The sequence below is a fragment of the Streptomyces sp. NBC_01390 genome (assembly GCF_045040105.1).
Classification (GTDB): Bacteria; Actinomycetota; Actinomycetes; order Streptomycetales; family Streptomycetaceae; genus Streptomyces.
Map to the genome: position 1 here is coordinate 1,893,882 of NZ_CP109551.1, position 26,128 is coordinate 1,920,009.

The window sequence follows — 26,128 nt, forward strand, 5'->3', positions numbered from 1 at the left end:
TGTTCCCCCGGCAGGGGGCGACGGAAGCAGGCGGCGTCAGGTCTCCTCGCTGATCTCGATCAGGTGGGTGCGGATCGCGCCCATCGGGTCTGGCGCCTGCACCCGCAGGCGCACCGGCTCGCTGGGCACGGGCGGGATCGGTTCGCCGGTGTGGATGTCGCCGTACTGTGGGCCGGCTTTCTTGTTCAGCGCGGTATGGATCAGCGTGCGCAGCTCGATCGGGCTCATCGCCGGACCTCCTTGACGCTCGGGGTGCCGTTGAACTTCGCGACCCACGCTCCGGGCGGTCCGGTCAGGCGGGCCGTTGTGGTGCCGTCCGGGCTCGGCGCCCAGCCGGCCATCGCCGTGCGACGCGCGTCCTCCTCGTCCAGCGCACGGACGGTGGTGGTGATCGGAGCCATGATCGTGACCGTGAACGTCTTGAGCGGCGGCGCCGTCCTGCGCCACTTACGGTACTGAGCAACGGCATGCTGGTAGCGCACCAGCTCCCGCACGTACTGCTCGATGCGTACGAACCCGCGGGCCGCGTCGTGGCCGGTGGTGTCGCTGCCGCTGAACCGCACCCACTCTCCGGTACCGACCCCGCAGGGACCCGAACGCTCGTACAGGGCGTCCCGCGGGGCACCTGCGGCCTTCGCCTTCGCGCACCGATCCTTGATGTACTCGGCGTGGGACCCGATCTCTACGGCCCAGGCGACCATGTGCAGGTAGCCGTGATGCTCGGCAGGATCGGTGACGTGGCTGATGGCGCCACCGTAGGGCGGGTTGAACTTCGGCTCCTGCACGGTCAGCTCTCCTTGATCGCGGTGTCGGAGGTGGTGGTCGGAATATCGAGACGGCGTCTGTCAACCCGGCACTTCCCGACATAACAAAAGCGGCCCACCGGAATGGTGAGCCGCTGAGTTGTTGTGGCGTCCTTGGGCCTACTGTCCTTCGTGGCAGAGCCCGTTGTCGATCAGGTACGTCTTGTCGGCAGCCAGCTGCCGGGTCTTCTCGATATAGCTGGAGCTGGTCCTGGCCCGCCCTGCGGCTGCGTCCGTGATGATCCTCATTGCGGACTGCCACTCTTCTGCGCTGCCTTCTGCCTGGTGCGCCTGCTGTAGTCGTCCGATCAGGCGGTAGGACCGCACGAGATCCTGGGCCAAGTCGCTCGGTGCGGGAAGCGGCATGTGGTGGAGGCTGCCCCACGGCGTGGTGAGCAGCGCGGTCGAGCTGACAACGGCGATCTTCATTGGTCAGAGGTTCCTCTTGAAGATAAAGACGCGCCCGTTGCCCTGGACGAAGGCCTCGTCTTCCCTGAGCACGTACTCGGTTGAAGCGGGTGTGGGGCGCGTACGACTTCTCGGTCTCGACCCGAACGTCATGGGCGAACTGCCTGTCGAACTGTACGTCCGCCAGCTTTTCATGCCGTCGACTGCGGCCACGCCGACGTTCTCTCGGACTTCCTCAGGCATGGTGAACCGCTGCTCGTCGCGTCAGTGTCCCAGCGGAAGCTGCGTACGGCGTCCTCCCACATCCGGATGCGGACCCACACCTTCCCGAGGTTCCGCACGGTGATCTTCTCCATGCCGACGATCCGCAGCATCGTCGCCAGGTGCTCTTACATGTCACTCACCGGTACCCCTCCTGCTCGATGATCGCGGCCAGCGTCAGCTCGGCCCGCTGCTTCTTGACGTGCGTTTCGTCGTAGGGGCAAAAAGAGCACCAGTCTGTTCCTTAAAGTTCAGCACTTCTACGGATGCGGCCGTGCGCAGCCCTGACCCGTGCCTGGAGGACCTCCTTCACCGCCCCGGCGGCGAACTCCAGGCCGCGGTCGATCCGTACGCGCTCGGGCACGTTCGACGGCCGCCCGGCGCTTCTCCGCCGGCACCCTCCCCATGAACCGAAGTGTCAGTGGGTGTCGGCACCGCCGTCCCCGAACATGCGCCCGCATCCACACGTCCGGGTGGACTGTCGCGGAACGGGTGACGCGAAGGCGCCGGGTGTGAGTCGGATGGAGCCGTACGGGCCCGGATTTCCTCAGCAAAGGGTGTAGGCGAGTTGTTGAGGAGCCGGGGTTTTTGAGGGAGTTGTTGAAGGCTCTGGGGCCTCCTTCGGGGGGTGTCCGGCTGATCCTCAGAAAACGTTGGTTAGTTGAGGGCACACTGCCGTAGGTGACGACCCTGAGCGACGTGTTCGGCGCCGAGGACGACCTCCTGCTCGCCTTCCCCGCGTGGCCGACCGAGATCCGCATCGGCTATGCCGACGCATCTCCAAGGACAAGAAGTCGGAGAAAAAACGAGGCCCGCCCGGAGCTGAAGGCGTGCTACGCCTTCCTCGGCCCCGGAGACACGCTCGTCGTGCCCTCCCTCGACCGGTGCGGGCGCAGTCTCCAGGACCTGGTGAACATGGTCGGCGAGCTGCGAACCTGCGGGATCGGGTTCATCTCGCTGCACGAGAGGCTCGACACCCTTACCCCCGGCGGCCGGCTCATCTTCCACGTGTTCGCCGCGCTCGCGGAGTTCATCCGGGAGCTGATAGTGGAGGGCACCAACGAGGGCCTGGCCGCCGCGTCGACGGCCAGCCCACCGTCGTCAGCGAGCAACTGCTGCACGTCGCCCGCGACATGATGCCCAACCCGGAGAACAGCATCGAGACCATCGCCACCCTGCTCGGTGTCTCGGTCGGCACCCTCTACAACCACATCCCCGACCTCAAGTAACTGCGGACCTCCCGCGTCCCCGCCCAGCTCAAAGGCAGCAACTCGTGAGCGACCTGACTCTCTTCGCCGACACCCCCACCGCCCCTGCGGCGGAGCCGCCGCTGTCCCCGACCGCGTCCGTCGTCCACGGCGCGGTCATCATCAGCGCCATCGAGACCGCATGGCAGGAGATCCGGCGGCGCTTCGACGGCGTCCCGGACATCTCCGTCACCACCCCGCCCACCGCCGGGGCGCAGGACCCCACCAAGTGCACGGCGCTGCGCACCGGTCGCCGCTTCGTGCGCGACGGGCATCTGACCATGGAACTTCAGGTCTCCTCCGGCACCCTCGGGCTCGGGGGCCGTCCGATGATGGAAGGGCTGCTGCACCACGCCGCGCACGGCCTAGCCCTCACCCGCGGCATCGTCGACGTCAGCGGCGGTGACCGCCGCTGGCACAACAAGAAGTACGGGAGCCTCGCCCGCGAGGTCGGCCTGGTCGCGCCCGCGCGGGCCGCCAAGGTCGTCGGCATGGGCCGCTGCCCCCTGCCCGACACCGAAGCGCGGAAGTGGACCGAGGTGATCGCCGCCCTCGACGGCGCGGCCGCCGTCCAGCTCCAGGCCACCGTCCAGGCCGTCGCCCCGCCGCGCAGTGGACGCTCCGGCTCCCGCTTCGCGATCGTCTGCGAGTGCACCCCCGTTCCCCGGCGCCAGCAGGTCACCCCGCACTTCTACGAACAGGGACCGCTGCTGTGCGGGCTGTGCCTGGCCGAGTTCCGGCCAGCCGACTCCGTCGTGCTGGCCGCCCAGGCAGCTGGGGAGGGCGCGTGATCCCCGCACCGCACCGGATGAAGGGCGCCACGCTCGTCCTCGGGGCCAGACGGCCCGGGGAGATCGGCCCCTTCGGTCCGTACGGCGGCAGGACCGGGCACGACGCCGACGAGCAGGACCAGGCGTACGCCGAGCCGACCGACGACGGTACGGAGCGATGACCACGCTGTGGCGGACCGTGCTGTCCGCGCTCCAGGGCCCCGACGCACCCGGCCGCGAGGAGACCATCGCCCGCGGCGCCGCGGCCCTCGCCCTCAAGCGGACCCCGGACGCGACGGTCGAGGACGTACTGGAGATCGGGCTGTACGAGTTCGGCGTCGCCATCGAGCCGGCGACCGCAGCATCCGCGCTCGCCGCACATAGAGTGACCGAACCCGACCAGGACCGGTGAGGACCACCGCCGGCCCCTCACGCTGCCGGACCGGGCGGCCGCACGGCGGGCCTGGAGCCTGACCACGTCCGAGACCAGGTGCGGCAGGTCGGCGCACAGCTGCGACGCCCATTGATCCGTCAGCGCCCTGCCGTTCACGTACAGCTCGCCATCCACTCCGCCGACGGCGACCAGCGCCCCACCCTGGGAGGGGATCACCATCGCCTGCACCTCGTTGGTGACCTTCCCTTGCCGCACCAGGGCGAGGGTCGCCGCCTGGGCCTGCGCCCGCGCCCTCTCGTCAGGAGGCGGCAGTGGCTGCCGCTCCGACGGCGGCGGAAGGATAGCCACCCCGTCCTCCGGCCCGCCGTCCAGCCCACGTCCGGCGACCTGGTTGTTCTCGTAGAAGGTGACCATCTGCGCCAGGAACGGCATCTCCACCCGTAGCCGCTCGGCGAACGACGGCGTCAGCCGCTCCCCGTTGGCCAGCAACTGCCCGCTCCTGCCGACGGCCACGGACAGAACCTTGCCGTCCGGAGTGAAGTGGTACTTCGCCTCCACGCTGCTCGCCATCAGGCCGACGTCGATCGCCCTGTCCCACAGGCGCCCGACCCTCTCCATCTCCGCCGCAGGGAAAGCCGGTACCTGCGGCATGAAGGAACGGGCGCCGGCCTACCGACGGGCGTTCCGCTGTACGCGCTGCTTCTTGATCCGCCCCATCGGCGGGCCTCCTCGATGATCGGCCCTCCCTGAACCGAACAACGACACCCACTGGTCCAGGATGCGCAGCCCGGACCACTGACCCTTCCGGCGTCGGAACCACTGACACTTCCGCGTCGGCCGACACGTTGCTCGTCGGCAGCAGCGTCCTGGCGGAAGCTGCGTACGGCGTCCTCCCACATTCGGATGCGGACCCACACCTTCCCGAGGTTCCGCACGGTGATCTTCTCCATGCCAACGATCCGCAGCATCGTCGCCAGGTGCCCTTACGCCTCGCTCACCGGTGCCCTTCCTGCTCGATGATCGCGGCCCGCGTCGGCTCGGCCCGCTGCTTCTTGGCGTGCGTCTCGCCGAAGGAGCAAAAAGAGCACCGGTCTGTTCCTTAAAGTTCAGTGCTTCCACGGATACGGCCGCGCGCAGCCCCGACCCGCGCCCGGAGGATGAGCTGTTTCCGGCCGCCTGACGGCTAGCTTTCAGGCATGGACGAGAACGACGAGCAGCTCCTCGACTTCGACAAGACAGAGATCGACTGGCGCCCTGAAAGGGCAGCCGAAGCCCTTACTGGCCCGTATGCGGACATCTATCGCAACCACCTGGCAGTCGCCCGGTGGGCCGACGGATTTGCCGAGCGGAACCAGGCGAGCACCGTGGCCGCCGCGTCCCCCGAGCACAGGGACGGGTTCGTGGAGGGAGTTCTGTGGATGGCCGCCTTCCTGCGGCAGGGTGACCTGCTCCCTGACGGTCAGCTGCTGCAACAGGACCAGCCGGGACTCCCGGACCGAGACGGCACGCCCGATTCGTAGAGTGACGGGATGGACTCCCAGACTCAGGCTCCGGACCCCTACGCGATCCTGCACGGCTGGCTCGCGGGTGCGTACGTCCGGCCCGACGGCCAGCAGGTCATCGGGCGCGTCTGGGACGAGGACACCAAGTACCGTTACCGCCTCTACCTCGCCGGGACCGACGCCCCGCCCGGCTGGAAGCAGGACTGGTTCACCTACATCGGCGTTTTCGTCTGGCACTTCGAGCCCCTGCACATCCAGGACTGGGCCGCACGCCTCTCCGCCTTCGACGGCACCCCGCTCGCCGCTGCGTCACGCGGCCGCGCCGTCTCCGCCGTCCGCAGCTTCTACGCCCACTGCGAGGATGACCTCGGCGCCGCCCGCTGGAACCTGCCGCCCCGGCGTGTGCTCGCCGGACCCACCCCGCCGGCCGCGCGCGAGACCCTCACCCGGTTCCAGACTGGCGCGCTGCGCACCGCCGCCGACCGCTACCGCGGCCCCCACCCCGAACGCGCCCGCCTCGCCACCTACATGACCCTCGCGGGCCTGCGCCCGGGCCAGTCCATCGCGGCCGTCATGCAGTACGTCCAGCGCGACAACCAGGCCGGTCCCACCTGGCAACTGCCGGTCAAGAACAACAGCGCCTCCGCTGTCGGCCCGCTCACCCCCATCCCCCGCCCGCTGGTGTGGGCACTGGATGACTACCTGCCGGTGCGCACCCACAAGGCGCCGCACTCCACCGAGACCGAGGGCCCGATACTGGTTTCCCGCACCGGCCGCGGGCTCGATCACGTCACCTTCACCCGGCTGCTGCGCGAGGTCGCCGCCGCCCACCCCGACCTCAAAGAGATCGCAGCCACGCTGCACCCGGACGTCGTCGCCCACTCGCCGAGCCCGTTCGCCGACGAAAGCGCCGCGGCCTGCGGAGACGGGCGATGACGGCGTATCGGGCGGTCCTCCAGTTCCAGGACGGCCCGGCCGTCACCGGCTACTGGGACAACCCCGCCGTCGCCCGCACCACGTACAAGGGATGGGTCGGGCTCTACACCCACGACCCCGCCGTCGTCGTCCAGTTCGTCGCCGTCGAGGACGACGGAGCCCAGCGGATCATCCGCAAGTGGGTCGTCGACCGGGAGGTCGTCACCGAACCCGGCGACCCGCTATAGCGTTCCTCACTCGCTGACGGTGCCGTCCGGCATGCAGGAGACCTGACCTACCGGAGAAGGAGACCCGCGTGTCTGTCGACATGACCGCCCTCGACGAGGAGTACACCCGCCTGGCCTGCCTCATGGCCGACCGCAGCATGGAACACCTCACCGTCCCCAAGACGTGCTCCCCGGCGGAGCAAGGTGCCTCTCTGGAGGCGGACTTCTCCAGCTCGCTGGAGAAGTCCTTCGCCCGGATCGCCGCAGCGGGCTCGGACCCGGAGTGCATCCTGCCGAGCATGCTGATGGGGAGGGCCGGGAAGCTGGCGATCCTCGCTACGGACGTCTCCCTGCGGGGCGACGGGGACGCGGCGGCGGTGATCCGGTCGATCGGCGGCCGGTAGCGGGCGGCCGCCGTCCGGCGACGACATGCGTCAGCCGCAGGTCAGCGGTACCACGGAGGCGTGGCGACGACGATGTCCGTGTCGTCAATACGAGTGGGCGCCAGCACGGCGATACGTCGCGGTGAATCCGGTGCGTCTGCGCTCGGTCCGTACGCGGGACAGCTCGATGGCGGAGGTCCCTGAGCTGGCCCCGGCGGACGTACGGACGTCGGATGTGAAGACGATGCCGCTGCCAGCGGGCAACCGGTGTCAGTCGGTACTGCAACACGCCCATGGAAGCGGCGATTCAGCCCTCTGTGCGGGCGACGCTAACGATCAGCGCCATGTCGTCGGCGTCTCGCCATTCGCCGATCACTCGCCACCCGGCATCGCTCAGAAGCCGCTCAGCCTCGCGCTTGCCGTCCTCGGGGTCTCCGCCCTTGGCGGCGATCGTGGTGCGCTCACTGAACGCAGCCGGCGTGTCATAGTCGGGCGACCATGCCCGCTCGTCCCCCGGGTGCTCGCCGGTCAGCTTGTCCTGCCATACCGAAACATCCATGTGTGGCTGAGAGAGGTGACCGGTGCCGTAGGTCATCCAGGCACTGAAGTGCGGTCGGCTCGACCATTCGGCCTCACGCTCGTTCTCCAGGTCCCAACGCTTGAACAGCTCGCCGAGCTGAGCGTAGATATGGCGGGCCTGCGCCTCTCTCAGGGTGAGTGTGCCGCCCCGGAGCCTGCCGTCTTCGGTGGGGGCAATCGGTGCGTAGTACTCAATGTCTGCGCGGTACCGGGTGATGTCACCGATGATCAGCTCATGGCGACCGTGCAACGACTGCTCCACCGGCAGCAGATGGTTGAGGTCGGCCTTGTAGTAGGGCGGAAGCTTGCGGACGTCGACGATGTCGCGTTCGGACATAAGTCTCCCCTTTCCGGACGACGTGAAGGCGGCCATGGTTCAAGGCTCCGTACAAAGAGCCGTAGCCGCGCTGGTGTTCAGCAAGCAGTGACAACTCCACCGGCGTCCGGGTCGGCCCGTCCGCGCGCAGCAGCGCATCGGCCAGTTCGAAGAACGCATCCGCCCGCCTGGACAGACACCCGTAGAAGGCCGTCCGAAAGCGTGACAGTTCCGCGAACGCGTCCGGTTCGCCGGCACACACCAGCACACTCATCCCACGGCCTTCCTTGCGAACTCCCGGACCTCCTCGCAGAGTTCAGGATCACTAGGAAGGCCGCCCTCATATCCTGCGATCACTCCAAAGAGTGACCATGCGGCTGGGCCCGACGATAAGGAACAAGCTTATCCGCCTGCGGTGAGCGCCTGCTGCCGGCGGCCCTGCGAAAGCGTGCATATGTGGTGTGCTGTTCCTACGGGTTGGGGGCGTCATGTGTTGGTGCGGTACACCCAGGAGCCGCCTACGAGCACGTAGTGCGCGTGGGCCAGAAGGTCAAGGTCCGCCATCAGTGGACGGAATGCCCCATCGGGCGGAAAGTCTTCATCGCTCAACTGGTACCCCTCGCGGATGATGTCCTTGGACCCCAGGTCTTCCAGACTCCACATCCCGGGCATGTCCCAGATGGTGCGCAGCAGGTCATGCAGGCGCCAGGCGGCCTGCTCCGCCGTCAGATCCTGCACCTGATGGACCATGATGAATCCCTCCAGGGCGCGAGCCGGTTTCGGCTGGCTCCAGTGGACCATCGGGCCCTCGCTGGAGTACTCGACAACGGGCCGTACCGCGCGCTCCGCCAGGATCCCTCCGTCCGCCTTCACCGCGTCCGCATACAGTGCGATCCACGCGACTTCCATGAAGTTCCCCTTAGCTGTGGGAGCCCTTGCTCAGAGCCTCTGCGTTGTCGGCATACCGTGCCGCTCGTTCCTTGAATGTCACGGCCAAATCAGGATCTCGAACGGCTCTTGCCTCAAGGCAGTCCGTGGCGAGAAGGTCGGGAGCCCGCGCATGGTCGGGCTCGGCGTCGACGCGTTTGGCCAGGGCGTGGGCGAGCGCGGTGAAGTCGTTTCGATTCAGCGGGCTGCGGCCATGCCGATGCCATTGCGCCAGGCGGGCTCGTGCGCCATAGGCGACATCAGCCGCCGCCGGTCGTCCGTGTCTGCTCATTGGTTGAGGTGGAGGGCCCCGAAGTAGTCGCGGTCAAGCTGACTGGCCGAGTACTGCGCGGGCCATCGCCTCGGCATACGGACTGACTACGCCTTCGTCGTCCCCAACTGCGGCGTCCTCCAGCAACTCCGCGAGGGGAGCCCGAAGCCGCGCGAAGTCCGCCGTCGCTCCGGAACGAAGCGACGCAACGGCACGGAGCACTATTTCGGACGTCTTGTCAGACTCAGACGAGCTCAAGGCAAACCTCCCTCGGGACGGGCATGTAGTAACGCACTCGTATGGTGCCAGAGCAGTCGAGTTGAGTGCAGACCTTGAAAAATCAAGCTGAAGTCCTTGAGTACGGCCCACATGCCTGCTAGCGGGCTCTGCGTCTCGCCGATCACCTTGTTGTCGATCCGGACGTCGAACTGCCTGTCCTCGTGGTGCTGGAGGTAGCCGATGCCGCTGCCCACGCCCCAGGTGTTGTAGTCGACCAGGAAGTCCCCGCTGCCCCGCATGGGCATGAGGGAAGCGAGGACGCCGGAGTGAGGCATGAGAGAGGGCCGCACCCGGTAGGACTCTTCCGTGTCGGGCTGCTCGTCCATGCGGGAGGCGGCCTTGCCGGCCGGCCGGCTGCCGAAGGACCGCGCCGGCGGGGCGAACCAGTAGAAGGCGCCGGCCGCGTCGTCGCTGTCCTTGAATCCGGGCATGGCGACGTGGCCCTGGGTACCCCAGTCGGCAACCCATCCGGCCCCGGCGGTCTCGTAGACGATGCCGAGGTAGCGCCAGGTCTCGCGGGCGGCGCGCCTTCGTGCGCCGCGAAACGGGTACGGTCCTGGTTGAGGGCCTCGCAGTGGAAGTGCGGTTCGGACACGGCTGTCTCCTATTCGTAGATGCGGGTCTGGAAAGTGATGTCGGCAATGGCACCGAAGGTGTCGCACACGGCGTCGGTCACCTCCGCCAGCGGGTCGCCGGGGCGTGTCAGGCCGGTCAGGCGCAGCACGGCTCTGATCTGCCCCTCGGCGGCGTGGAGAATGACGTCCTGACGGCCGGGGGTCCAGGTGATGAAGTACGTGTTCTCGTACTTGTTCTCCAGGCCGTGGATGTGGAAGACGACCTGCTTGTAGGTGGTCTCGTACTGGGTGTTGATCCGGTCGGGCCGGAGGCGGCCCCGGTTCTCCAGCTTCTCTGCCCAGACGTACGGAATGCTCGGGGAGTGCATAAGGACGTACTCCCGGTCGCGGAAGGTGAAAGTAGCGACGACAAGGCGATCGTCCTTGATCGGGCGCCAGCCTCCGATGCCCATGCCGACTTCATGGGTGACGTACTTCCGCCAACGGCTGGCCAGCTCGTCGCGTGTGGTGTCCGGGCCGATGTCGGCCTGCGCCAGCTCGCGGCTGTTCACGGATTCCGGGCGGGCCCGGCAACCGTGCAAGCCCTTGTCCCGACCCTGCCGGAAGTATTCGACCGACCCCAGCAGAAGGCAGTCGTGGCAGGCCGCCTCATGGAACGGGTGGTCGACCAGCCGGTGCCCTCCAGCAATGTCCTTGAATTCGGGGGTCGGGTTGTAGATGTGCAGCGGCACCAGTACGGCCCGGTAGTAGTCGCGGCGGATGAACTCGTATCCGCACGGCTTACACACCGGGTCCAGGTACCGGGAGGTCTCCCCCGGCTCCCGGTCCATGTCGGGCGTGGAGTAAATCAGCATGTGCGTCGCGGTGCCCTCACAGCGGGGGTTGGCGTGGGCCTGGGTGTGGCAGCGCACGATCAGTTGCCCATCTTCCTGTCGGGGTGCGGGTTGCGGGGGATGCGTAGCCAGCGCGCGTCGGTGTCGTGGTAGCGGCCGTGGTACGACAGGTCGAAGCCGTCGCCGGCCACGTTCAGGCGCACCGGCCCCGCCGCCTCGATAGCGGTCTGGTACGCCGTGTGCAGCTGCGAGCCGGTCTTGCACTGCGTCGGGTCACGGAAAGCCTCGTGCACCGTGTACGCCTTCCGCATGAGCTTCAGCAGGTCGTACTTCGCCTCGGCCGCGGGCAGCATGTGCGTGCCTTCGCGGATATCACCGGTCTGGCCGGGGTGCACCCAATGCGAGGACATGTCCGCCACGCCCTCCAGCGGCACGCGGTTCGCCCAGTGCTGGTCGACTGCCTCACCGGCCCGCTGGTCGAAGATGTAGTCCCAGCAGTCCGCAGCTTCCTTCGCCAGCCGGATGTACTCACGCACCGCACGCAGGGCCCCGTACGCCTCGTGCTCCGTGGTGAGGTCGTAGCGGGTCGCGTACCACCACTCGCCGTTCTCGCTGAACCCGTCGCGCATGCTCTTGCCGATGAACATTCGCCCGGCGATCCAGGAGCCGTCGCGCTCGCCGAGAAATACCCCGTCGAATTCGCCATGCCATTCGCTGCGCCTGGCCTGGACGATCGTCCACCCCTGCACTGTCTTCATTCTCAGTTGCTCCTTACTGTCCGACTGATCAGTTTGTGTGAGGGGTGGCTACGCGGGCTTCTTGCGGAGGTTCTCGACGGCAACTCGGATCGCCGGGTCGCTGCCGAAAACGGGCTTGCAGACGACGTAGCCGGTCCAGGCCGTGGTCAGCTCGTACGGGACTGTTTCGACCCGCTCGACCACCCAGCTCCGGCGTCCCGGGACTATGCGCACGCGGTCGCCGGCCTCGACGTTGTGGCACCCGGTCCACATATCAGCGACGTAGAACCGCAGGTGCTCGTGGGGGATCGCCGCGGGGCTCTTGAACGTCCCGAGCATGTCCTTCGTGCCGACGAAGTTCCACAGGTGTTCCTCGGCGAGCCAGCGGGTGTTGTTGGCGTTCCGCACCTGCACCTCGGCGACGATCGGGATCTTGCGGCCCGCGCGCATTTCTGCTGCGTCCGTGTCCTCGAAGTCGTCGATCAGATACCGGTCGTCGCCCGGATTGGCACGGGCGGATGCCTCAGTCGGCCAGCCCTGATTTCGAATGACGAGCCTACGCAGCGACATGCGTTTCCTTTCCGATGTAGCGATCAGGGGCGCGATCGAGGGGAGCCAGGGCGCGCAGGACGGAGGAAATTCCGCGGCCGTCCTTCCAGTCCCACTTGATGCCGCGCGGTGCAAGGGCTTTTGAAATCGGGTCGATGAGCACCGGCCGAGGGTCGACGACGCCCGTACCCGGAACGACGTAATGGCGATACACCACAGCCCACCGTGTGCGCGGTTCGTGGCCCACCACCACGTAGTAATCGTTGGGCAGGCGCAGCAGAGCCACGGTCCAGCCCTTGGGGCTGTAGCCGGGGTAGGTGACGCGGATACCGAGCGAGGCGACGCCAGGGACGGTGGGAAGCGGGCCGGCCAGCGTGAGGTCATCGGTCCTGCGACGGGTCATAGTCGGAACTCCTTACGGCAGAGATGGGAGGGAGGCGGCGCATTCGGACTCGGATTTCAGGCTGCGAGGTCCGTGCGCTGCTGCTCCTTCCATGCGGCGTACAGCTCGGCCGCCTTCTCCGGCACGAGGTACGGGAACACGTCGGCGAACTGACGGAGTGCACAAGCGTCCACGTCGTCGGCCGGGCCGGTGATCTCCCCGGGGTTCTGCATCAGCGACTGGATCTCTACTCGGCACGTACGCGCATCCCACAGCGGCCCGTGGCCGAGCCGGGCCCACTGCTCCTCGTCGTTGTGCTCCTCGCACAACTGCGTCTTCACACCGGTCGCCTTGTGGATCACCTTCACGGCGGCAGGCTTCGGGTACGGGCGCGGGCAACCCATGCACCACAGCATTCCGGCCGGGCCGAAAGCGCCGCGGTGGACCTCCACGGGGTCCGTGATGAACTCGAAGTCCTCAGCGACCGGCGTGATTTCTGCCAGCGGTCGGCGGGCCCCGCTGTAACCCTCGATCAGATCCACGTACGCGCCGAACGGCTTGGCGACCTTCCGCCGGTACTGCCTGCCGTCCGGCTTGTAGAAACCGGCGAGTCGGCCGTACATGAATTCCTGCCGCCCGTCGATCTCCTTCATCACACGGACCATGTCGCCAATCTTCATGTCTTTCCCTTCCTGCTCTCGGAATCAATTTGGTGCCCGGCGCGGGAATCGAACCCGCCGAATACCGCATAGGGGAAGACGGCATCCGCTACTCGTCGACCGGGCCCGACTTTCAGTCGTCGACCAGAACGCCCCAGACGTTGTCGATGACGGTTGAATTCTCGTCGCCGCCGTCTCTGACGATCTCTTGGTACGCCTGGTTTACAGCCCGGCTGTGCGAGTCCACCAGGTAGGAATGCGCGAATCCTTTGGGGACGTCACCGATCTTCTCGGCGACTAGAACGTCGATTTCGACTTGCGAGTGGTCGTCGGGGAATTCGTCCGACGACTCGATGATGAGATTGCCGCCGGAGTCAAAGTGACCCATCAGAAGAATCATGCCGAGCCCTCCGCCTGCGCCATGGTTTCGGCTGCGTCCGCGCTGACCGAGGTCTCCATGACGGTACGGACGGGAAGATTTTGCGTTTCTGTGCGGTACTCGTACGCCGCCTGAGCCGCCTCCATATCGGTGGCATGGTGACTGATGAATTCACCGCAGAACCACACCACCCAACGCTTCTTGGGTAGCCCGACCCAGGTCTCCGTAATCCGGTACCGACCGTCCAGAAGAACCTCTGCGCCATACGGAAGGCGAAGCACCATGACACCGGTACTTCTCTGGCCGGTAAGCGTGACCTTCAGGTGTCCGGCGTAAATCTGCCTCGTGACCTCCCAGTAATCGGAGTCACTGGAGCGCCTCATCCGGCGCAATTCAGCGACGGCCTTACTGATGGTCAAGCGCTGCACGCCGTTGCTCCACGTGCTGAGGAACAGGCAACTCTTCAGGGGGACGGCCGGCGGCGTCAGGACAGCATTCATGCGGCCCCACCGAAGACCTTCACACCGTCGATTTCCTCCGGCGGCTTGCCCTCACGCATAACGCAACCCGGGCAGGTGATCTTGGGCCAGTGCACGGGGTAGGGGTAGCTCAGGTGGCCCTCCGGATGCCAGCTCCGGCCGCCGGTCGTCTCCCACAGCACGCCGCACATGGTTGATTGCCACGTCTGGCGCTCCTCGTAGTGCTTCCCGTTGTCGAAGCCGGTCGCCGACATGACGTGCTTGGCGTCCTCGGGCATCTCCCATACGGCCAGCCGCTTGCGCCCCTCGGCCAGCTCGCACGCACACAGGTTGGAGATGAACCCGACAATCTCCAGGTGCCCCCGCATGTAGATCCGGAAATGGTTCTGGTTCCGGCAGATTCGGTTGTACGGGAGGTTCGGCTGCTCCCCGTGCAGCACAAACTCCGGCATCCACTGGTTGCGGAAGTTCACGGCATCGGGGTCGAACAGCGACACCCGCTGTCCGGCCTCGATTCCCTGAAGGAATTCCGTTGCCGCCTCGAATGTCATGTTCAGCCCTCCTGCGTCTCGGTTGTGAAGGCGGACCAGCGGCCCTGTACGTGGCCGATGCCGTCGGGGCGGACGCGGACGGTGCCCTCGACACCGGCGATGAGCCACCCCGTGTGTCGGGTGCCGTGTTCGTCGGTGGTCTCGATCAGCCGGTGGTAGCCGATCAGCTTCCCGATGTTGAAGAACCGGGCCTCCTTCAGCAGCGCGGCCTCGTCGACCGCCGGGAACACATCACGCTCCAGGTGCTCCCGGATCTCCTTCAGCAGCGGGCCCAGGGAGTCGTACGAGGGTTCCGATGTCTCGAAGCCGCACCCGCACATCCCGGCCCAGCCCTCGTACGAGGGCAGCCGCTCGAACCGGTGAACGCCGGCCTCGGTGCCGCCCGTGATCATCTGCGTCTTCAAGTCGCGGGCGAACGCCGCGCCGGGAAGGTCGTCGTCCAGGCCCAGTTCCGTGATCTTCGTCATTTCAGGCAGCCTTCTTTTCGGCGTCGTAGGTGTAGGGCTTGTTCGTGATCGAGTCGGTGTAGATACCGGCCTCACCCCACAGGATCGGGAAAGAGAACGACTGTCCGTCCTTGAAGAGCTGGGCGCCGCGCTCCTGCACCTCCACCTCCATGACCCGGTCGGAGACGTGCATGTGGTCGCACACATCGGAACCCGGCATGGTCATGAAAACGCGGTCGCCGATTTCCAGGTCAACACGTTGCTGCTGCATGGTTTTCCTCCTTCATTCCGGTGGCTGACAGTCGGCGGCCCGGGGCGCGGCGTTTCTGCTGCGTCCTGGACTGCCGTTAGCTCAGACGTCGATTGCTGTGCGGGGGCCATCGGTGTGCACCACGAATGCCTGATGGAATGTGCGCCCTCTGAACTCGCGGACCCTCACGCGGTATTGGGGCTTGCTTGGGGCTTGCTCTGACGCATGCGTGCACTCATGTGGCGTACGCAGTAGGCCGCGACCGGATCGGATGCCGTGCCATCGCAAGGCGGTTTGTGTTCTACGTAGCGGGTCGCGGTGTCGACCCATTCAGCCAGTTGGTCACGGTGCGTACCGCTGGAGCATGAAAAACCACAGCCGCCCACTCAGTTGTCGCGCTCAACCCAACCGTCCGGGTACACCCAGTGCGGCCGTCCTCGCCAGTGGATGACGTACTGATCGATGCGGGCTCGCCACTCGTGCCGGGGCTGCTCCTCCGGGTACCAGCGCAGTTCGGCCAGGGTGTTGCCCTTGAACGGGGTCGGGTCCCCGGTGAAGCCTGCCGCCCTCACGCTGTGCGGCATCTTGTAGTTCTCCCACTCGCCGTCACTGCCGGCCGGCCGGCGCTGGAGTTGGAGCATGTACAGCACGTCACCGTCGCGGGCGTCGGCCTCACCGGCGGGCCAGCACACGGTCCGGTCGAACCCGTCGCCGTACGTGTTCTTGGGGTTGATGTAGGCGCAGCCCGTCTGCCAGTGGTTGCCGTGGTCGTCGACCAGACTCGACACACTGCGCGGCATGGTCGGGCGCGCACCGAGGATCAGGAAGTGCGTCGTATCAGCGGGCGTGGGCCCGGTTGCCGACCGGTGGTACACCAGCTCCTGGCCCACGATCTTGATCGTCATGCCCGTGTCGGCGCGGCTGAACTTCTTCTTGCCATCCCACTCGTACGGAAGTCGCGGACGGGTCATGAGTTCCCCCCTAGTTCTTGAGCAGGTCGCGAAGCACCTTCGGCCCCTTGCCGTTTTTGGGCGTCGACTTGGTCACCCGCCGGATCGTGATCGCGTCCATCGCGGTGCTGCCGCGCCCGCGCCATGTCGAGTCGTCGGGCGTGCGGACCGTCACGTGCCGCATCCGGTACCGGCCGCCGCTGGGCGTGCAGCGGTCCCGCTCCTCGGTCTCGTAGCGGGTGACCTTGCCCAGTACTCCGCCGGTCCAGGTGGCCGATTCCTTCCTTTCCGATGACGGGCGGCAGCACCTTCGTGGCGGTTTCGGCCGAACCGCCACGCCACCAGATCGGGCACAGCAGCATCGGCGGAAGCGGCAGGGCGCGAGGCAAGAGAAGTCATGGTGAGCAGCCCTTCGTGGGTGGGATGAGAAGCCCACGAACAGCCGCCCGACAGGGGGCCACCCGTAGCCGACACGCGCACGAGGTGTCGCAGAACCCTCCGGATCAACTCCGTTGATCCCCAAGCACCAAACAGACCCGCAGGCCTCCTGCGCGCCCGGGCCGCGCTCGGCGCGCCCTCTGCACCCCCTCACTTGACGGCATTCCGACTCACCATAGACTGCCATTAGATAAGCATTTGGATAAGATACCCTCGAAGGCCAGTCGATTCAATCGGACTGATCGGCAACAAGAGGGGTGAGGTGAGGGGCGATGAAGACCTGGAGGACGAGGAAGGCTGCGTCCGCGGGCGCAGCACTCGCTGTGGCCGCGGGCGTTCTGCTCGCCGGATGCTCCGGTGGCGACGGCAGCACAACCCAGGCGCCGGCTGCACCGAGTCCGAGCGTGAGCACCGTCAAGGTCACCGATATGGCACTCGGCGAGGCGCTGAACAAGCTCGCCTTCCAGGGCGCCGGGAGTACCAGAAAGGACGGCGGTGCCTGCCTGGCCAGCTCAGCGCGGAAGGCGGGAATGCCGGAGGAGGCGCTGGCCTACATCGTCAAGGCCGATGGCGACGACATGGGTGCAGCCGTCGACGGGCTGAACAAGGTGAGCGAGGGCGGCGCTGCGCTCCTGGCGTCGCGGTCGCTGCGCGAGGACTTCGACGCGTGCATCGACAAGGCTGCACTTCCGAACGGCAGCAGCCCCAAGACTCAGAGCTCCGTGCCGCCGAAGGCAGCTGCGAAGCCTGTAGCTGGCAAGCCGAACCTGAAGCCGGCTTACCAGGCCCCCGCGGATCAGCCGGTCAATTCGCCCATTGAGCTCACCGAGGGCCTGGTCTCGATGTTCTCCTCTTACGCCCGGGACGAGGGTCAGGAGAAGACCTACGCGGCGGCCGGCCAGTGCCTGTCGACCTTGGTGTACAACGCGGGCTTGAGCCAGGAGGCGCTGCACTTCTTCGCCGGCGGCGCGCCCCTCGGCACCGGGTCGATCGTCGAACACCTGCCGAACGACAAGGACAAGGCGATCTGGCAGTCACCGAGGTTCACCCAGGGGCTCGTCGACTGCACGACGAATGCGACGCCGACTCCCATGCCCGGCCCCTGAGCGGAAGTCCATCAGGCAGACGATGGGCCCGGTGCGCCATGTCACACCGGGCCCTTTTTCTTCTCATGGTCACGCGAGGGTGGGCGTGGTCCGCAGCAGGTGACCCCGTCCGAGAGGAAAGGAATCGAGCGGGGCCACCTGCTGCGGTGATGCGCCGCCAGGGGGGGACTGACTGGGCGCGACTGCGACTCTACTGGTATCCGAGTAGAAGCGCAAAGAGAACGCGTGGCTTATTGACTAGTGTCGATAAGATGGGTCTCATAGATCGGATAAATAGGGCAAGGATAAGCCGTGCATGACCGTCACGCAGGAGTTGGAGAAGATGACGCAGCCCGTGCGCGGCACGATGAAGAAGCCGCCCGGCGCGACGCAGAGCAGCAGTAGTGGCCGCCAGGGCATGTTCGTCCGGCTGGATCCGGACGACAAGCAGCGCGCGCAGTACTGGGCTGACAAGCGCGGGTTCTCCTCGGTGAACGAGTACGTGGCCGAGGCGGTGGTCGAGAAGATCCGGCGTGAGAACCTCGACTACGACCTGCCGACCCTGGAGATCGCCCGCCTCAACGAGCTCGTCGACCAGGTCGCGGCACTGGCGAAGAACTCGGCGAACCTCGAACGCGTCGTCACCACAGGCTTCGACTCCCTCATCGGGCTCACCCGTGGCGACAACTACCTCCTGGATGACGAGGACGGCGAGCTCCGATGAGCCGGGACTTCGCAGAGATGCTGGAAGCGGCCACACCCACCGACGAGGTGATGGAGGTGGACACGTCCTTCCTCGACGCCTACCGGCGCGGCGGGAGCGAGGAGCTCAAGCGCGTCCACGCCCAGGCAGCACAGTCTGAGCCTGAGGTGGCAACGCCCGAGCCGGAGGCGCAGCTTGACGAGGCTGGCAGCGTCGACTCTCAACTCGAGGTTGAAAGTCTGCAGGCTGATCTCGATCTGGAGCCGGACTACGAGCCCGACGCCGACGACTCCGAGCGAGCCGGCGGATCCAACCAGCGTGGTGGTGACGGCGGTGGACAGGGAGGAACTGCCGGGGTGCTCCCGAGCGGTGCGCCGGCGGACCCTGCGGCCGCCGCTGTTCCGGCTCCCGGGGCACGGTCGGACGTCGAGGACGCTGCCACGGCGGAAGTCACTTCTCACGACATCGTCGCCTCAACGGATGAACCCGAGCATGTAACGCCCGGCTCGCTCCAGCTCACCGACCATCAGGACGCCGTGCAGAGCGCGGCATCGAAGGGCGGATCGGGCAGCACAGCTGATACCGCCACGCTCCCCCAGTCGGGTTTCCGGCTCGCCGGCGTGCAGAGCCAGCCGCACATCAAGGCGCTGCCCGAGAGCATCATGAACACGCTGCGGGAGCAGCTGCGAGCAGCCGCGGTCCGTGAGCTGGGCGTGAGCGACAGCGCTGCCCGGGAGTTCAGCCGGCGACTGAGCCAGGGCACGCTGGTGACGGCGTTCCTGCTGGCGCAGCTCGACCTGCACCTTGATGCCGATCCTGCCACCGAGCGTGCCGTCGAGCTGTTCCGCTCCCGCGACCCGCTGCTGGGCAGCGTGGTGGCACGCCTGGCGAACATCGAGGCCGCTGGACGTGAGCGGGACGGGTTGCTGCGCAAGCTGCGCGACGAGCTGGGCGAGGTGCGCCAGACCAGCGCGGTAGTCGAGCAGGCGCTGGCGTACTCCATCGCCGACCGCACGGAGAACTTCCTGCGGGGCTCGCACAACCTCCACGACGCGCCGATCACGCACAAGGAGGCGATCTACTTCCGGGACAGGGCCCGCGAGGCGACCAGGACGCAACTGAAGCTTGAACGCGAGCGGGAAGGACGGCCGATTCGATGACCACGGCGAGCACGGAGAAGCTCTTCTCCGCCCGGCCGCGCTGCAGTCCCTGCGGCAAGGATCTGGCGTCCGCCTCCAGGATCAGGTGTACCTCGGCCTGTACTGCGCTTAGCGGTGGATGCGTTGCGCGGATGCCGGACGCAGCACGAAGGAACCTGGGCCTTCAAGCACCGCTACCCGAGCGAGCGGGCCGGCACCTCCACCAACATGCCGGATTCGATGAGTCGCCCCCGGGTGGAGGTAGGTGTCAGCAGGCCCGATGGCCCTTTGTCCATGGAGGTCTCTCGGTTGGCCGGTGAACGTCGCCACCCACACGGGCGACAGAGGAGGCTCACGACGTGATCGGGCCCCGCCGGAAGGTGTGCCGTGCCGTACCGTCCCAGGTCCTACACCCAGTTGAGTGCGATGCCGTGAGCTCAGAGCGTCGGCAGCGCACTGGCGTGCGTGTAGGCCCTGGGATCTTGGGCCGCTCCCCTCTGTACGTGACGGCCGGAGTCTGGAGGGAGGTCACGTGGCGGTGATGTCGGCGGGCCGGCTGCGTGGCGGGGTGGTGGTGAAGAAGGCACGCAGGGACTGGCCGATGCGGTTTTCGCGGTCTGCGCCATGGACGGCGGCATCGAGCAAGTGCGAGAGATCCCCGGTGTCGGAAGGAGTCAGGACAAGCCAACGCAGGACGACCTGCAGTGTGAGGAGCCGGAGAGTTCGCAGCTCTTTCAGCTTCTCCTCTTCTGTCTGATCCTTGATCACGTCGCCGTGCACGTAGGTGGATCGGGCTTTGTAAGCACGTTGGACGATGCCCCTGACCTCTGTTTGGTAGTCAAGGCCGAGGAACAGTGCAGACGCACGGGAGCGAATATTTTCGGCGGTACCCACGCGTTCTTCGTCGGGACTGATCAGCAGGGCTTCCAGGGCGATGACGTAGTCGAGGTGCAGTTCGTCGGCCTCCACCTCCCAGACGCCGTCGTCGTTGTAGGTGCGCTGGTAAGCGGTCAGGATGTGCCGGGCTGCGCGTTCGAGTCGGCGGGCGCGCCGATTGAGGATGCGCCGCTCGTGGGTCGCGCCTGCCATGACCGCGTCGATCTTCGCCGAGATCGCGGTGCAGAAGTCGGTCAAGGCCGGAAGACATGCGGCCGGAACATGGAATTCGCCGGTGTCGCGGACCTCTACCTCCTCGCCTATCCCGTCGCGGCCTTCATAGACCTTGATGGTGGTCGGCACGTTTCTGGGGTTCAGATCGAAAAGGCGTCCGCGCGCGACGGTGAAGACCGAGTCCACCCGGAGAAGTTCGTTGTCCCACAGCATCAGGGGAAGAAGTGCCTGCCAGTGCTGGGCTTCCGCACGCGGGCCGGTGAAGTCGAACCAGGTCGGACGACGCGTGACCGAGCCGCCGGGATCAGGAACATGGAGAAACGGTGCGCCGGTGATCAGGTCGAGATCATGGCTCCGGCGCTGCACGACGTTCAGCGCGGGCATCGGGATCGTCCGATTGAGTTCGTCCGCAGTGAAGGTCTGCAGGGTGTGCTGACCCAACGGAATCCGTGTCCCCTGTGGGAAGGCGGCGTTGAGGAGCAGCCATCGCTCAGGGACGGGTGCCGGACCAGTGCAGAAGGTGACGAAACTGTCCGCGACCTCGGAGAGGGGAACCTGCACGCCCTGGGCAATGAGACGTGCCGCCGCAGCCAGTCCCGACACCTCCAGCAGCGTTCGGGAGTCCGGGACCCACTCTCCGTCGGTCTTGGCGTAGAGGTCGGGGTGCTCTTCCCTAGGCGCTGCGACTACCACCGCATTCTCCACGTCTTCCCAGTGGGGCTGGAGCATCAGCACCACGATGGACTGGGGTGTTGGAGACAGGGCGCCCGCGTACTCAAGCCACGCCAACACGGCCTCACGCAGGGAGAGATGCTTGCTCATACGGCCTGAACATAGCGGGCCTCAGTCGCATGTGGGCAGCGGTTTTCTAGGGCGGAACCAGTAGCAACCGGCCATGGTTCGAGCAGCAGCCGAATACCACGTACTCGCACCTAGGGTGCGACCACAGCATGGGACCCAGCACTCCAACGCCTCGTGTCCACGCAGTTCGGGTCGACCTCGATCCCCGGGTGCCATGGCCGGGCGGTGCCACTAGTCATCTTGGGCATGCCGCTCTCCTCTGACCCAGACCGGCGGCGCGTTGTCCGCGTACTGCTCCCGGTCCCGTGGCCGGAGCTCCGTGTCAGTCGGAGGGATGAGCGCCTTCGCGGGCCGCTCGGGTCGGACCTGGACTACCTTGTGCTGCGGTTTGGGCGGAGGGAGCTGGCGGGTGACCGTGCTCGGCTGCCGCAGATATTCGGGGATTTCGCCGGCCGTGATGCGGGCTGCACGGGCGCGAGCCGCCGCCTTTGCCGCGGCCTTCCGGGCCCCTTTGGCTTCACGAGACTCCTTCGCCATCCATGCAGCGTATGCCGCTCTCGCCGCCTGCGAAATAGGTATCGCGGAACGTGAGCGCATGGGCGCGCGGTCGGTCCAAACGACGGGGGCCGTCACTCTGCTGCGCTCAGGGGCCTGGTTGACGCTGTCGGGGCGTGTCCGACCCAGGCTCGGTGATGGGATGCAACGTGTCGTCCGTCGCGCAGCCGGCCCCAAAGGACACCGACGCGCGTTCTGCCCTCGACTTCAACCGCTGACCATGAATAAACGAGCCCCGGCGGAACGTCCGCCGGGGCTCCTGCACGTCCACGTATTCAGTGCACCGCGGCACCAACCTCAAGCGACAGCACAACTAGGGCCGGTACACGGCTCCCCGGCTCAGCAGCGTGACCAGGGCGGACGCACAGGTGAGAGCAGCCTCGGCCGCCTCACGGGAGACGGGGACATTCCCCGGCCCTCCCGCATGCCGGTCGCTGTGCCCCTCCCATACCGCGGCCATCATCGCGACCACCGCGTCGACGCCCCCCGGAGCACCGTGCTTGCCGGGCACCACGAATTCGTACGCGCTGGACTGACGCAGGTGGGCGAGGACCGTACCGAGCGTAGGCGTCTGAGCGTTCGGCAGGAACAGCGGGCAGGCAACCGCCTCGACGGCCCGGACCACTTCGTCGTACGCCCCACTGGGATCCGGGTGCAGTCCGAACAGCCGCCCCCTGGACTTCTCCAGATGCTGGCGCGCAGCGGAGTAGCCGGCGGACTCGGCAGCACCTGCCGCACCGCTGACCGCGGCGGCCAAAGTCGCCTCCACCCGGCGCCGAAGACCCCGCCGGTCCGGAGCGATCTCATAGACCGAGAGCGACTCGGCCAGCAGTCGCCCCAGCGATTCTGTGATCTTCTTCGTCTGTCGGTGGCCTTTGGTGAACCCGACCACCCAGGCCGGCTTGGCCGGATCGGGCTCCGTGCACAGCCGGCGCAGGAGTTCGTCGACCAGGTCCCAAAGGATCGTGGCGCTTGTGCCCTCGGCGAGGAAGGCAACACATGGGTGTGTCGGAAGCGGAACCACAGGGAGATGGAGCATGAAGGGCTTGAGCACGTCCTCGGACTGGCCCCTGGCTGCATGGGCGGCCTTGGCCGCTTCCCACTCGGTGTTTAGTTCGGCCTGCCGTGCATTACGGTCGGCCAACTGCTTCTGATAGCGCGCTCGGTAGCTGTCCGGAAGCACCAGATCAAACCGGATCAGCAGAAGCCGGGCTTCCTCCGGATCAAGACTCCCGGTCTCACGGATCCAACCGCGCAACGACGGTTCCAGGGCAGGAGAGATGCCCTCCACCAGGGCAGTCCGCAGAGCCGCTCCAGTACGCACCGACAGCAGGTCCCGATTTGGTCTCATGGCCAGACCATAGCCACCCAGAGTCACATCGCCCCGGGATTTTCAGGATGGCTCTCAGCTGCTGTTGTCCGCCACCTTCTCGGAGGCGGACCCCGGCCAAGGTCCGCTAGCCAGCCGGGGATCATGCCCTCGTCGGTCCCCTGCAACGCGGCCTGAGGCGCCCTGAGCGACTTGAGACGCTCGGCAAGGTGCCGCGGGTGAACCGCGTCCGGCTCGGCGTGCCGTTGCCGACCGGGTGGTGACAGCGCTCGACAGACGACGGCCCCGAGAAGCACAGCCTCTCGGCGCCTTCTCCCTTTTCACGAGCGGCGCTTGCTCGAGCACCGTTCAGGCGTCGACCTTCTCGGCACGACCCTCACACTATTCAGAAGCCTTTCCCGAGTCTTTCGATTCTCATTCAACTGCCCAATTCGAGTAGGCTCGCACTCGCTTCAGAGTCAACGGCGAGAAGGAGTCGACATGGCCGCGATCGTGGTCGCAGAGAAGCCGAGCGCAGCGAGGAACATGGCCAGTGCCCTCGGCGGGACGACGGGCAGCTACAAGGGCACGGCCTACGAGGTGGCGACCTTGAGGGGTCATCTCTACGAGTTCGCCCAGCCCCACGCGATGGTGGACTCCTCGCTCGCGGACGACTATCAGACGTGGGACCTGGGCAATCTGCCGTGGAACCCGCAGGATCTTTCGTGGAAGCGCGAGCCGCAGAAGAACGCCGCGGACGTCATCAAGACTCTGCGTGCGGCGCTCGGTCGCGGCGACGAGATCGTCATCGCCACCGACCTGGATCCGTCCGGCGAGGGCGATCTGCTCTTCTGGGAGGCGATCGACGAACTCGGCTTCCTTGGCAAGCGGTTCAGCCGCATGGAGTTCACCGACGAGTCGAAGGCCTCGATCCAGAAGGCCTTCGAGCAGCGCCGGCCCGTGAAGTCCATGCAGGACGAGGGCGATTACCGCAAGGCTATGTACCGCTCGCAGTGGGACTTCCTCTCGATGCAGTTCACCCGTATCGCTACGGCGATGGGCCGCCAGTCCGGCCAGGACCTCGTGCTGCGCCAGGGCCGGCTGAAGTCGGCGATGATCTCTCTCGTCGGTGACCAGCAGAAGGCTTATGACGCGTACGTCAAGAAGCCGTTCTTCCAGAACCGCTTCCGCGACGAGAACGACGTCATGTACACGAACCCTGATGAGCCGCGATTCGACCAGAAGGGCCAGGTGCCGCAGCAGTACGGCCCCTCCCCTGTCGTCCTGGACAGCAAGGCGGACAAGAGGACTGCGCCGCCGAAGCTGCTTGACCTAGCGTCCCTGTCTTCGATGCTCGTCGGCAAGGGTGTGAAGGCGAACCTGACGCTCTCGACCTATCAGAAGATGTACGAGGACCAGGTCGTCTCGTACCCGCGCACAGAGGACAAGACGATCACGCCCGAGCAGTTCAAGGACCTCGCCCCGCTGGTCGACAAGATCGCCGCCGTGGTCGGCGTCGACGCTGGCCTTCTGACGCATCGCCAGCCCCGGTCCACACACGTGAAGCCCCAGGGCGCGCACGGCGCGAACCGTCCGGGCCTGAAGGTGCCTTCTTCGCTGGAAGAGGTCGAGCACAAGTACGGCAAGGCCGGGCGGCTCATCTACGAGATGCTCGCGAAGAACTACCTGGCCATGGTCGCCGAGGACTACCTCTACGAGCAGCAGAAGGGCCACGTGGCGACGTACCCGGACTTCGTCGGCATCGCCAACGTGCCCAAGAGCACCGGCTGGCGGGCTGTGTTCGATCCGGACGCCGGCGACGACACGGCCGAAGGCGACGCGAACGAGTCCGGCAAGGGCCTGGGCCAGACCGCGGAGCCGTTCATCTTCGAGGGCGCGAACAAGCGCCCCGAGCATCCGACGATGAAGTGGCTGATGAAGCAGCTGGAGAAGCACGACGTGGGCACGGGCGCGACCCGCACCTCGACGTACTCGGAGGTCACCAACGACAGGGCGAAGTACCCGCTGCTGGCGGAGAAGGGCCGGAAGCTCAGGCTCGCGCAGGCCGGCGAGATGAGCTGGCGGCTCCTGCCGGGCACGCGCATCGGCGATCTCGGGCTCACCGAGAAGGTCTACGCGGATATGCGCGACATCGCCGCCGGGACGGCGACGGCCGAGGAGCGCCTGGCCGTCGTCGCCGACTGGGTGCGTGAGGACATCGTCACGATGACGAAGAACGCTGCGTCCATGCGCGCCGAGCTGGGCATGAAGGAGCAGGTGGTCGCTACGCGCGCCGAGGGCGTGTGGCAGGCCGCTCCGGGCGGGCCGAAGAAAGTCGCCTTCAAGAAGATCTGGTCGGGCCACGAGTTCAGCGATGACGAGGTGGCGAGGCTGCTGGCGGGCGAGACGATCTCGTTCGCGGCCACGAACAATGCGGGCAATCCCTACACGGCCATCGGAGCGCTCGGCGTCGGCGACTACAAGGGCCGCAAGTTCGTCGGGTTCCAGTTGGAGGTGCCGGACAAGCCGACGAAGTGGTCCGGCCGGACGTTCACGCCGGCGGAGGTCACGGCGCTCCTGGCGGGCCAGGCGCTGGAGATTGACGGCTTTGTCAGCGCGCGGAACGACAAGGCCTTTGGCTGCAAGGTCAGCTGGGACGCGAAGGCGAAGAAGATCGTCCCCGATTTCGGCTCTGGCGACGAGCCGCCGCGGTCCTGGTGCCAGGTGACTTTTACCGATGCGCAAAGGCGTGACCTGGCGGCCGGCAAGACCATCCAGGGCAAGGGCTTCGTCTCGGCCAGGGGCAAGACCTTTGACGCGAAGGTCGCCTGGAAGGAGGAGGGCGGCAAGAAGAAGATCGTGCCGTCGTTCAGCTGACGCCCGAACGAGCACTGACGAGCTGCAGCGGATCCCGGG

The 26,128-nt window shown here is 66.6% G+C and carries 34 protein-coding genes and 1 tRNA gene; 12 read left to right on the forward strand and 23 right to left on the reverse strand.

Translation table 11 applies throughout. The features are described from left to right. Positions 1-36 precede the first annotated feature (36 nt). From OG241_RS08415 to OG241_RS08430, 4 genes are all read right to left on the reverse strand, one after another. Positions 37-228 carry a hypothetical protein gene (locus tag OG241_RS08415; RefSeq protein ID WP_405814603.1) on the reverse strand — a complete coding sequence of 64 codons (192 nt, stop codon included), beginning with the start codon at positions 226-228 and terminating at the stop codon, positions 37-39. Continuing rightward, complete coding sequence (locus tag OG241_RS08420; RefSeq protein ID WP_405775935.1) at positions 225-785, reverse strand: hypothetical protein; 561 nt, start codon at positions 783-785, stop codon at positions 225-227. The genes OG241_RS08415 and OG241_RS08420 overlap by 4 nt, the downstream gene beginning before the upstream one ends. Positions 786-923: 138 nt before the next feature. Further along, positions 924-1,232, reverse strand: a complete 309-nt coding sequence (locus tag OG241_RS08425; RefSeq protein WP_405775933.1) for a hypothetical protein — start codon at positions 1,230-1,232, stop codon at positions 924-926. 170 nt (positions 1,233-1,402) lie between these two features. Next, positions 1,403-1,585 carry a hypothetical protein gene (locus OG241_RS08430; protein ID WP_405775931.1) on the reverse strand — a complete coding sequence of 61 codons (183 nt, stop codon included), beginning with the start codon at positions 1,583-1,585 and terminating at the stop codon, positions 1,403-1,405. Between the two features lie 568 nt (positions 1,586-2,153). Here OG241_RS08430 and OG241_RS08435 point away from each other — a divergent pair. The 8 genes from OG241_RS08435 (at position 2,154) to OG241_RS08470 (ending at position 6,931) form a co-directional block, all read left to right on the forward strand. Further along, complete coding sequence (locus tag OG241_RS08435) at positions 2,154-2,609, forward strand: recombinase family protein (protein ID WP_405814605.1); 456 nt, start codon at positions 2,154-2,156, stop codon at positions 2,607-2,609. 136 nt (positions 2,610-2,745) lie between these two features. Beyond that, on the forward strand, positions 2,746-3,510 hold the full coding sequence (locus tag OG241_RS08440) for a hypothetical protein (RefSeq protein ID WP_405814606.1): 765 nt from the start codon (positions 2,746-2,748) through the stop codon (positions 3,508-3,510). After that, on the forward strand, positions 3,507-3,671 hold the full coding sequence (locus OG241_RS08445; RefSeq protein WP_405814608.1) for a hypothetical protein: 165 nt from the start codon (positions 3,507-3,509) through the stop codon (positions 3,669-3,671). Before OG241_RS08440 ends, OG241_RS08445 begins: the two co-directional genes overlap by 4 nt. Beyond that, a complete protein-coding gene (locus tag OG241_RS08450) occupies positions 3,668-3,901 on the forward strand; it encodes a hypothetical protein (protein WP_405814609.1) in 234 nt (77 codons plus the stop codon). Before OG241_RS08445 ends, OG241_RS08450 begins: the two co-directional genes overlap by 4 nt. A 1,178-nt stretch (positions 3,902-5,079) precedes the next feature. Beyond that, entirely contained in the window at positions 5,080-5,403 is a 324-nt protein-coding gene (locus OG241_RS08455) for a hypothetical protein (protein WP_405814611.1), read from the forward strand. Between the two features lie 9 nt (positions 5,404-5,412). Beyond that, the gene (locus OG241_RS08460; RefSeq protein WP_405814613.1) at positions 5,413-6,321 is read left to right on the forward strand and encodes a hypothetical protein; all 909 of its coding nucleotides are present in this window, start codon (positions 5,413-5,415) and stop codon (positions 6,319-6,321) included. Beyond that, positions 6,318-6,548, forward strand: a complete 231-nt coding sequence (locus OG241_RS08465) for a hypothetical protein (protein WP_328689878.1) — start codon at positions 6,318-6,320, stop codon at positions 6,546-6,548. Before OG241_RS08460 ends, OG241_RS08465 begins: the two co-directional genes overlap by 4 nt. Before the next feature lie 68 nt (positions 6,549-6,616). Continuing rightward, positions 6,617-6,931 (forward strand): hypothetical protein, encoded by a 315-nt coding sequence (locus OG241_RS08470; protein WP_405814615.1) that lies wholly within the window; start codon positions 6,617-6,619, stop codon positions 6,929-6,931. 286 nt (positions 6,932-7,217) lie between these two features. On the opposite strand, the gene OG241_RS08475 is transcribed toward OG241_RS08470, so the two are convergent. The 17 genes from OG241_RS08475 to OG241_RS08555 form a co-directional block, all read right to left on the reverse strand. Then, a complete protein-coding gene (locus OG241_RS08475; protein ID WP_405814617.1) occupies positions 7,218-7,826 on the reverse strand; it encodes a hypothetical protein in 609 nt (202 codons plus the stop codon). Beyond that, on the reverse strand, positions 7,723-8,079 hold the full coding sequence (locus OG241_RS08480; RefSeq protein WP_405814618.1) for a transposase: 357 nt from the start codon (positions 8,077-8,079) through the stop codon (positions 7,723-7,725). Before OG241_RS08480 ends, OG241_RS08475 begins: the two co-directional genes overlap by 104 nt. Before the next feature lie 212 nt (positions 8,080-8,291). Continuing rightward, positions 8,292-8,714 (reverse strand): hypothetical protein, encoded by a 423-nt coding sequence (locus tag OG241_RS08485; RefSeq protein WP_405814620.1) that lies wholly within the window; start codon positions 8,712-8,714, stop codon positions 8,292-8,294. A 543-nt stretch (positions 8,715-9,257) separates the two neighbouring features. After that, a complete protein-coding gene (locus OG241_RS08490) occupies positions 9,258-9,713 on the reverse strand; it encodes a hypothetical protein (RefSeq protein ID WP_405814621.1) in 456 nt (151 codons plus the stop codon). 173 nt (positions 9,714-9,886) lie between these two features. Next, positions 9,887-10,711, reverse strand: coding sequence for a hypothetical protein (locus OG241_RS08495; RefSeq protein ID WP_405814623.1), 825 nt, complete (start codon positions 10,709-10,711; stop codon positions 9,887-9,889). A 59-nt stretch (positions 10,712-10,770) separates the two neighbouring features. Continuing rightward, on the reverse strand, positions 10,771-11,448 hold the full coding sequence (locus OG241_RS08500) for a hypothetical protein (RefSeq protein WP_405814624.1): 678 nt from the start codon (positions 11,446-11,448) through the stop codon (positions 10,771-10,773). A gap of 48 nt (positions 11,449-11,496) precedes the next feature. Then, positions 11,497-11,997: a hypothetical protein gene (locus OG241_RS08505; RefSeq protein WP_006378751.1), complete on the reverse strand. Its 501-nt coding sequence runs from the start codon at positions 11,995-11,997 to the stop codon at positions 11,497-11,499. Beyond that, positions 11,984-12,379, reverse strand: coding sequence for a hypothetical protein (locus OG241_RS08510; protein WP_006378807.1), 396 nt, complete (start codon positions 12,377-12,379; stop codon positions 11,984-11,986). The genes OG241_RS08505 and OG241_RS08510 overlap by 14 nt, the downstream gene beginning before the upstream one ends. A 56-nt stretch (positions 12,380-12,435) precedes the next feature. Continuing rightward, on the reverse strand, positions 12,436-13,038 hold the full coding sequence (locus tag OG241_RS08515) for a hypothetical protein (protein WP_006378984.1): 603 nt from the start codon (positions 13,036-13,038) through the stop codon (positions 12,436-12,438). A 30-nt stretch (positions 13,039-13,068) separates the two neighbouring features. Beyond that, positions 13,069-13,143 (reverse strand) — tRNA-OTHER (locus tag OG241_RS08520). A gap of 7 nt (positions 13,144-13,150) precedes the next feature. Continuing rightward, positions 13,151-13,417, reverse strand: coding sequence for a hypothetical protein (locus OG241_RS08525; protein ID WP_405814625.1), 267 nt, complete (start codon positions 13,415-13,417; stop codon positions 13,151-13,153). Next, a complete protein-coding gene (locus OG241_RS08530; protein WP_044472803.1) occupies positions 13,414-13,896 on the reverse strand; it encodes a hypothetical protein in 483 nt (160 codons plus the stop codon). Before OG241_RS08530 ends, OG241_RS08525 begins: the two co-directional genes overlap by 4 nt. Next, the gene (locus OG241_RS08535) at positions 13,893-14,426 is read right to left on the reverse strand and encodes a hypothetical protein (RefSeq protein ID WP_405814626.1); all 534 of its coding nucleotides are present in this window, start codon (positions 14,424-14,426) and stop codon (positions 13,893-13,895) included. The genes OG241_RS08530 and OG241_RS08535 overlap by 4 nt, the downstream gene beginning before the upstream one ends. A 2-nt stretch (positions 14,427-14,428) precedes the next feature. Then, entirely contained in the window at positions 14,429-14,893 is a 465-nt protein-coding gene (locus OG241_RS08540; RefSeq protein WP_405814627.1) for a hypothetical protein, read from the reverse strand. 1 nt (position 14,894) lies between these two features. Continuing rightward, positions 14,895-15,143, reverse strand: a complete 249-nt coding sequence (locus OG241_RS08545) for a hypothetical protein (protein WP_405814628.1) — start codon at positions 15,141-15,143, stop codon at positions 14,895-14,897. Between the two features lie 365 nt (positions 15,144-15,508). Further along, entirely contained in the window at positions 15,509-16,093 is a 585-nt protein-coding gene (locus OG241_RS08550; protein ID WP_405775890.1) for a hypothetical protein, read from the reverse strand. A gap of 10 nt (positions 16,094-16,103) precedes the next feature. Continuing rightward, positions 16,104-16,409: a hypothetical protein gene (locus tag OG241_RS08555; RefSeq protein ID WP_405814629.1), complete on the reverse strand. Its 306-nt coding sequence runs from the start codon at positions 16,407-16,409 to the stop codon at positions 16,104-16,106. A gap of 505 nt (positions 16,410-16,914) precedes the next feature. Between OG241_RS08555 and OG241_RS08560 the strand changes: the two genes are divergently transcribed. From OG241_RS08560 to OG241_RS08570, 3 genes are all read left to right on the forward strand, one after another. Further along, complete coding sequence (locus OG241_RS08560) at positions 16,915-17,616, forward strand: hypothetical protein (protein ID WP_405814630.1); 702 nt, start codon at positions 16,915-16,917, stop codon at positions 17,614-17,616. Between the two features lie 295 nt (positions 17,617-17,911). Then, positions 17,912-18,319: a hypothetical protein gene (locus tag OG241_RS08565; protein ID WP_006378955.1), complete on the forward strand. Its 408-nt coding sequence runs from the start codon at positions 17,912-17,914 to the stop codon at positions 18,317-18,319. Next, positions 18,316-19,458 carry a hypothetical protein gene (locus tag OG241_RS08570; protein ID WP_405814631.1) on the forward strand — a complete coding sequence of 381 codons (1,143 nt, stop codon included), beginning with the start codon at positions 18,316-18,318 and terminating at the stop codon, positions 19,456-19,458. Before OG241_RS08565 ends, OG241_RS08570 begins: the two co-directional genes overlap by 4 nt. Before the next feature lie 507 nt (positions 19,459-19,965). Here OG241_RS08570 and OG241_RS08575 read toward each other — a convergent pair. Then, on the reverse strand, positions 19,966-21,369 hold the full coding sequence (locus tag OG241_RS08575; protein ID WP_405814632.1) for a hypothetical protein: 1,404 nt from the start codon (positions 21,367-21,369) through the stop codon (positions 19,966-19,968). 847 nt (positions 21,370-22,216) lie between these two features. Further along, entirely contained in the window at positions 22,217-23,254 is a 1,038-nt protein-coding gene (locus OG241_RS08580) for a hypothetical protein (RefSeq protein ID WP_405814633.1), read from the reverse strand. A 459-nt stretch (positions 23,255-23,713) separates the two neighbouring features. Between OG241_RS08580 and OG241_RS08585 the strand changes: the two genes are divergently transcribed. Continuing rightward, entirely contained in the window at positions 23,714-26,089 is a 2,376-nt protein-coding gene (locus tag OG241_RS08585) for a DNA topoisomerase (protein WP_006378971.1), read from the forward strand. Positions 26,090-26,128 lie beyond the last annotated feature (39 nt).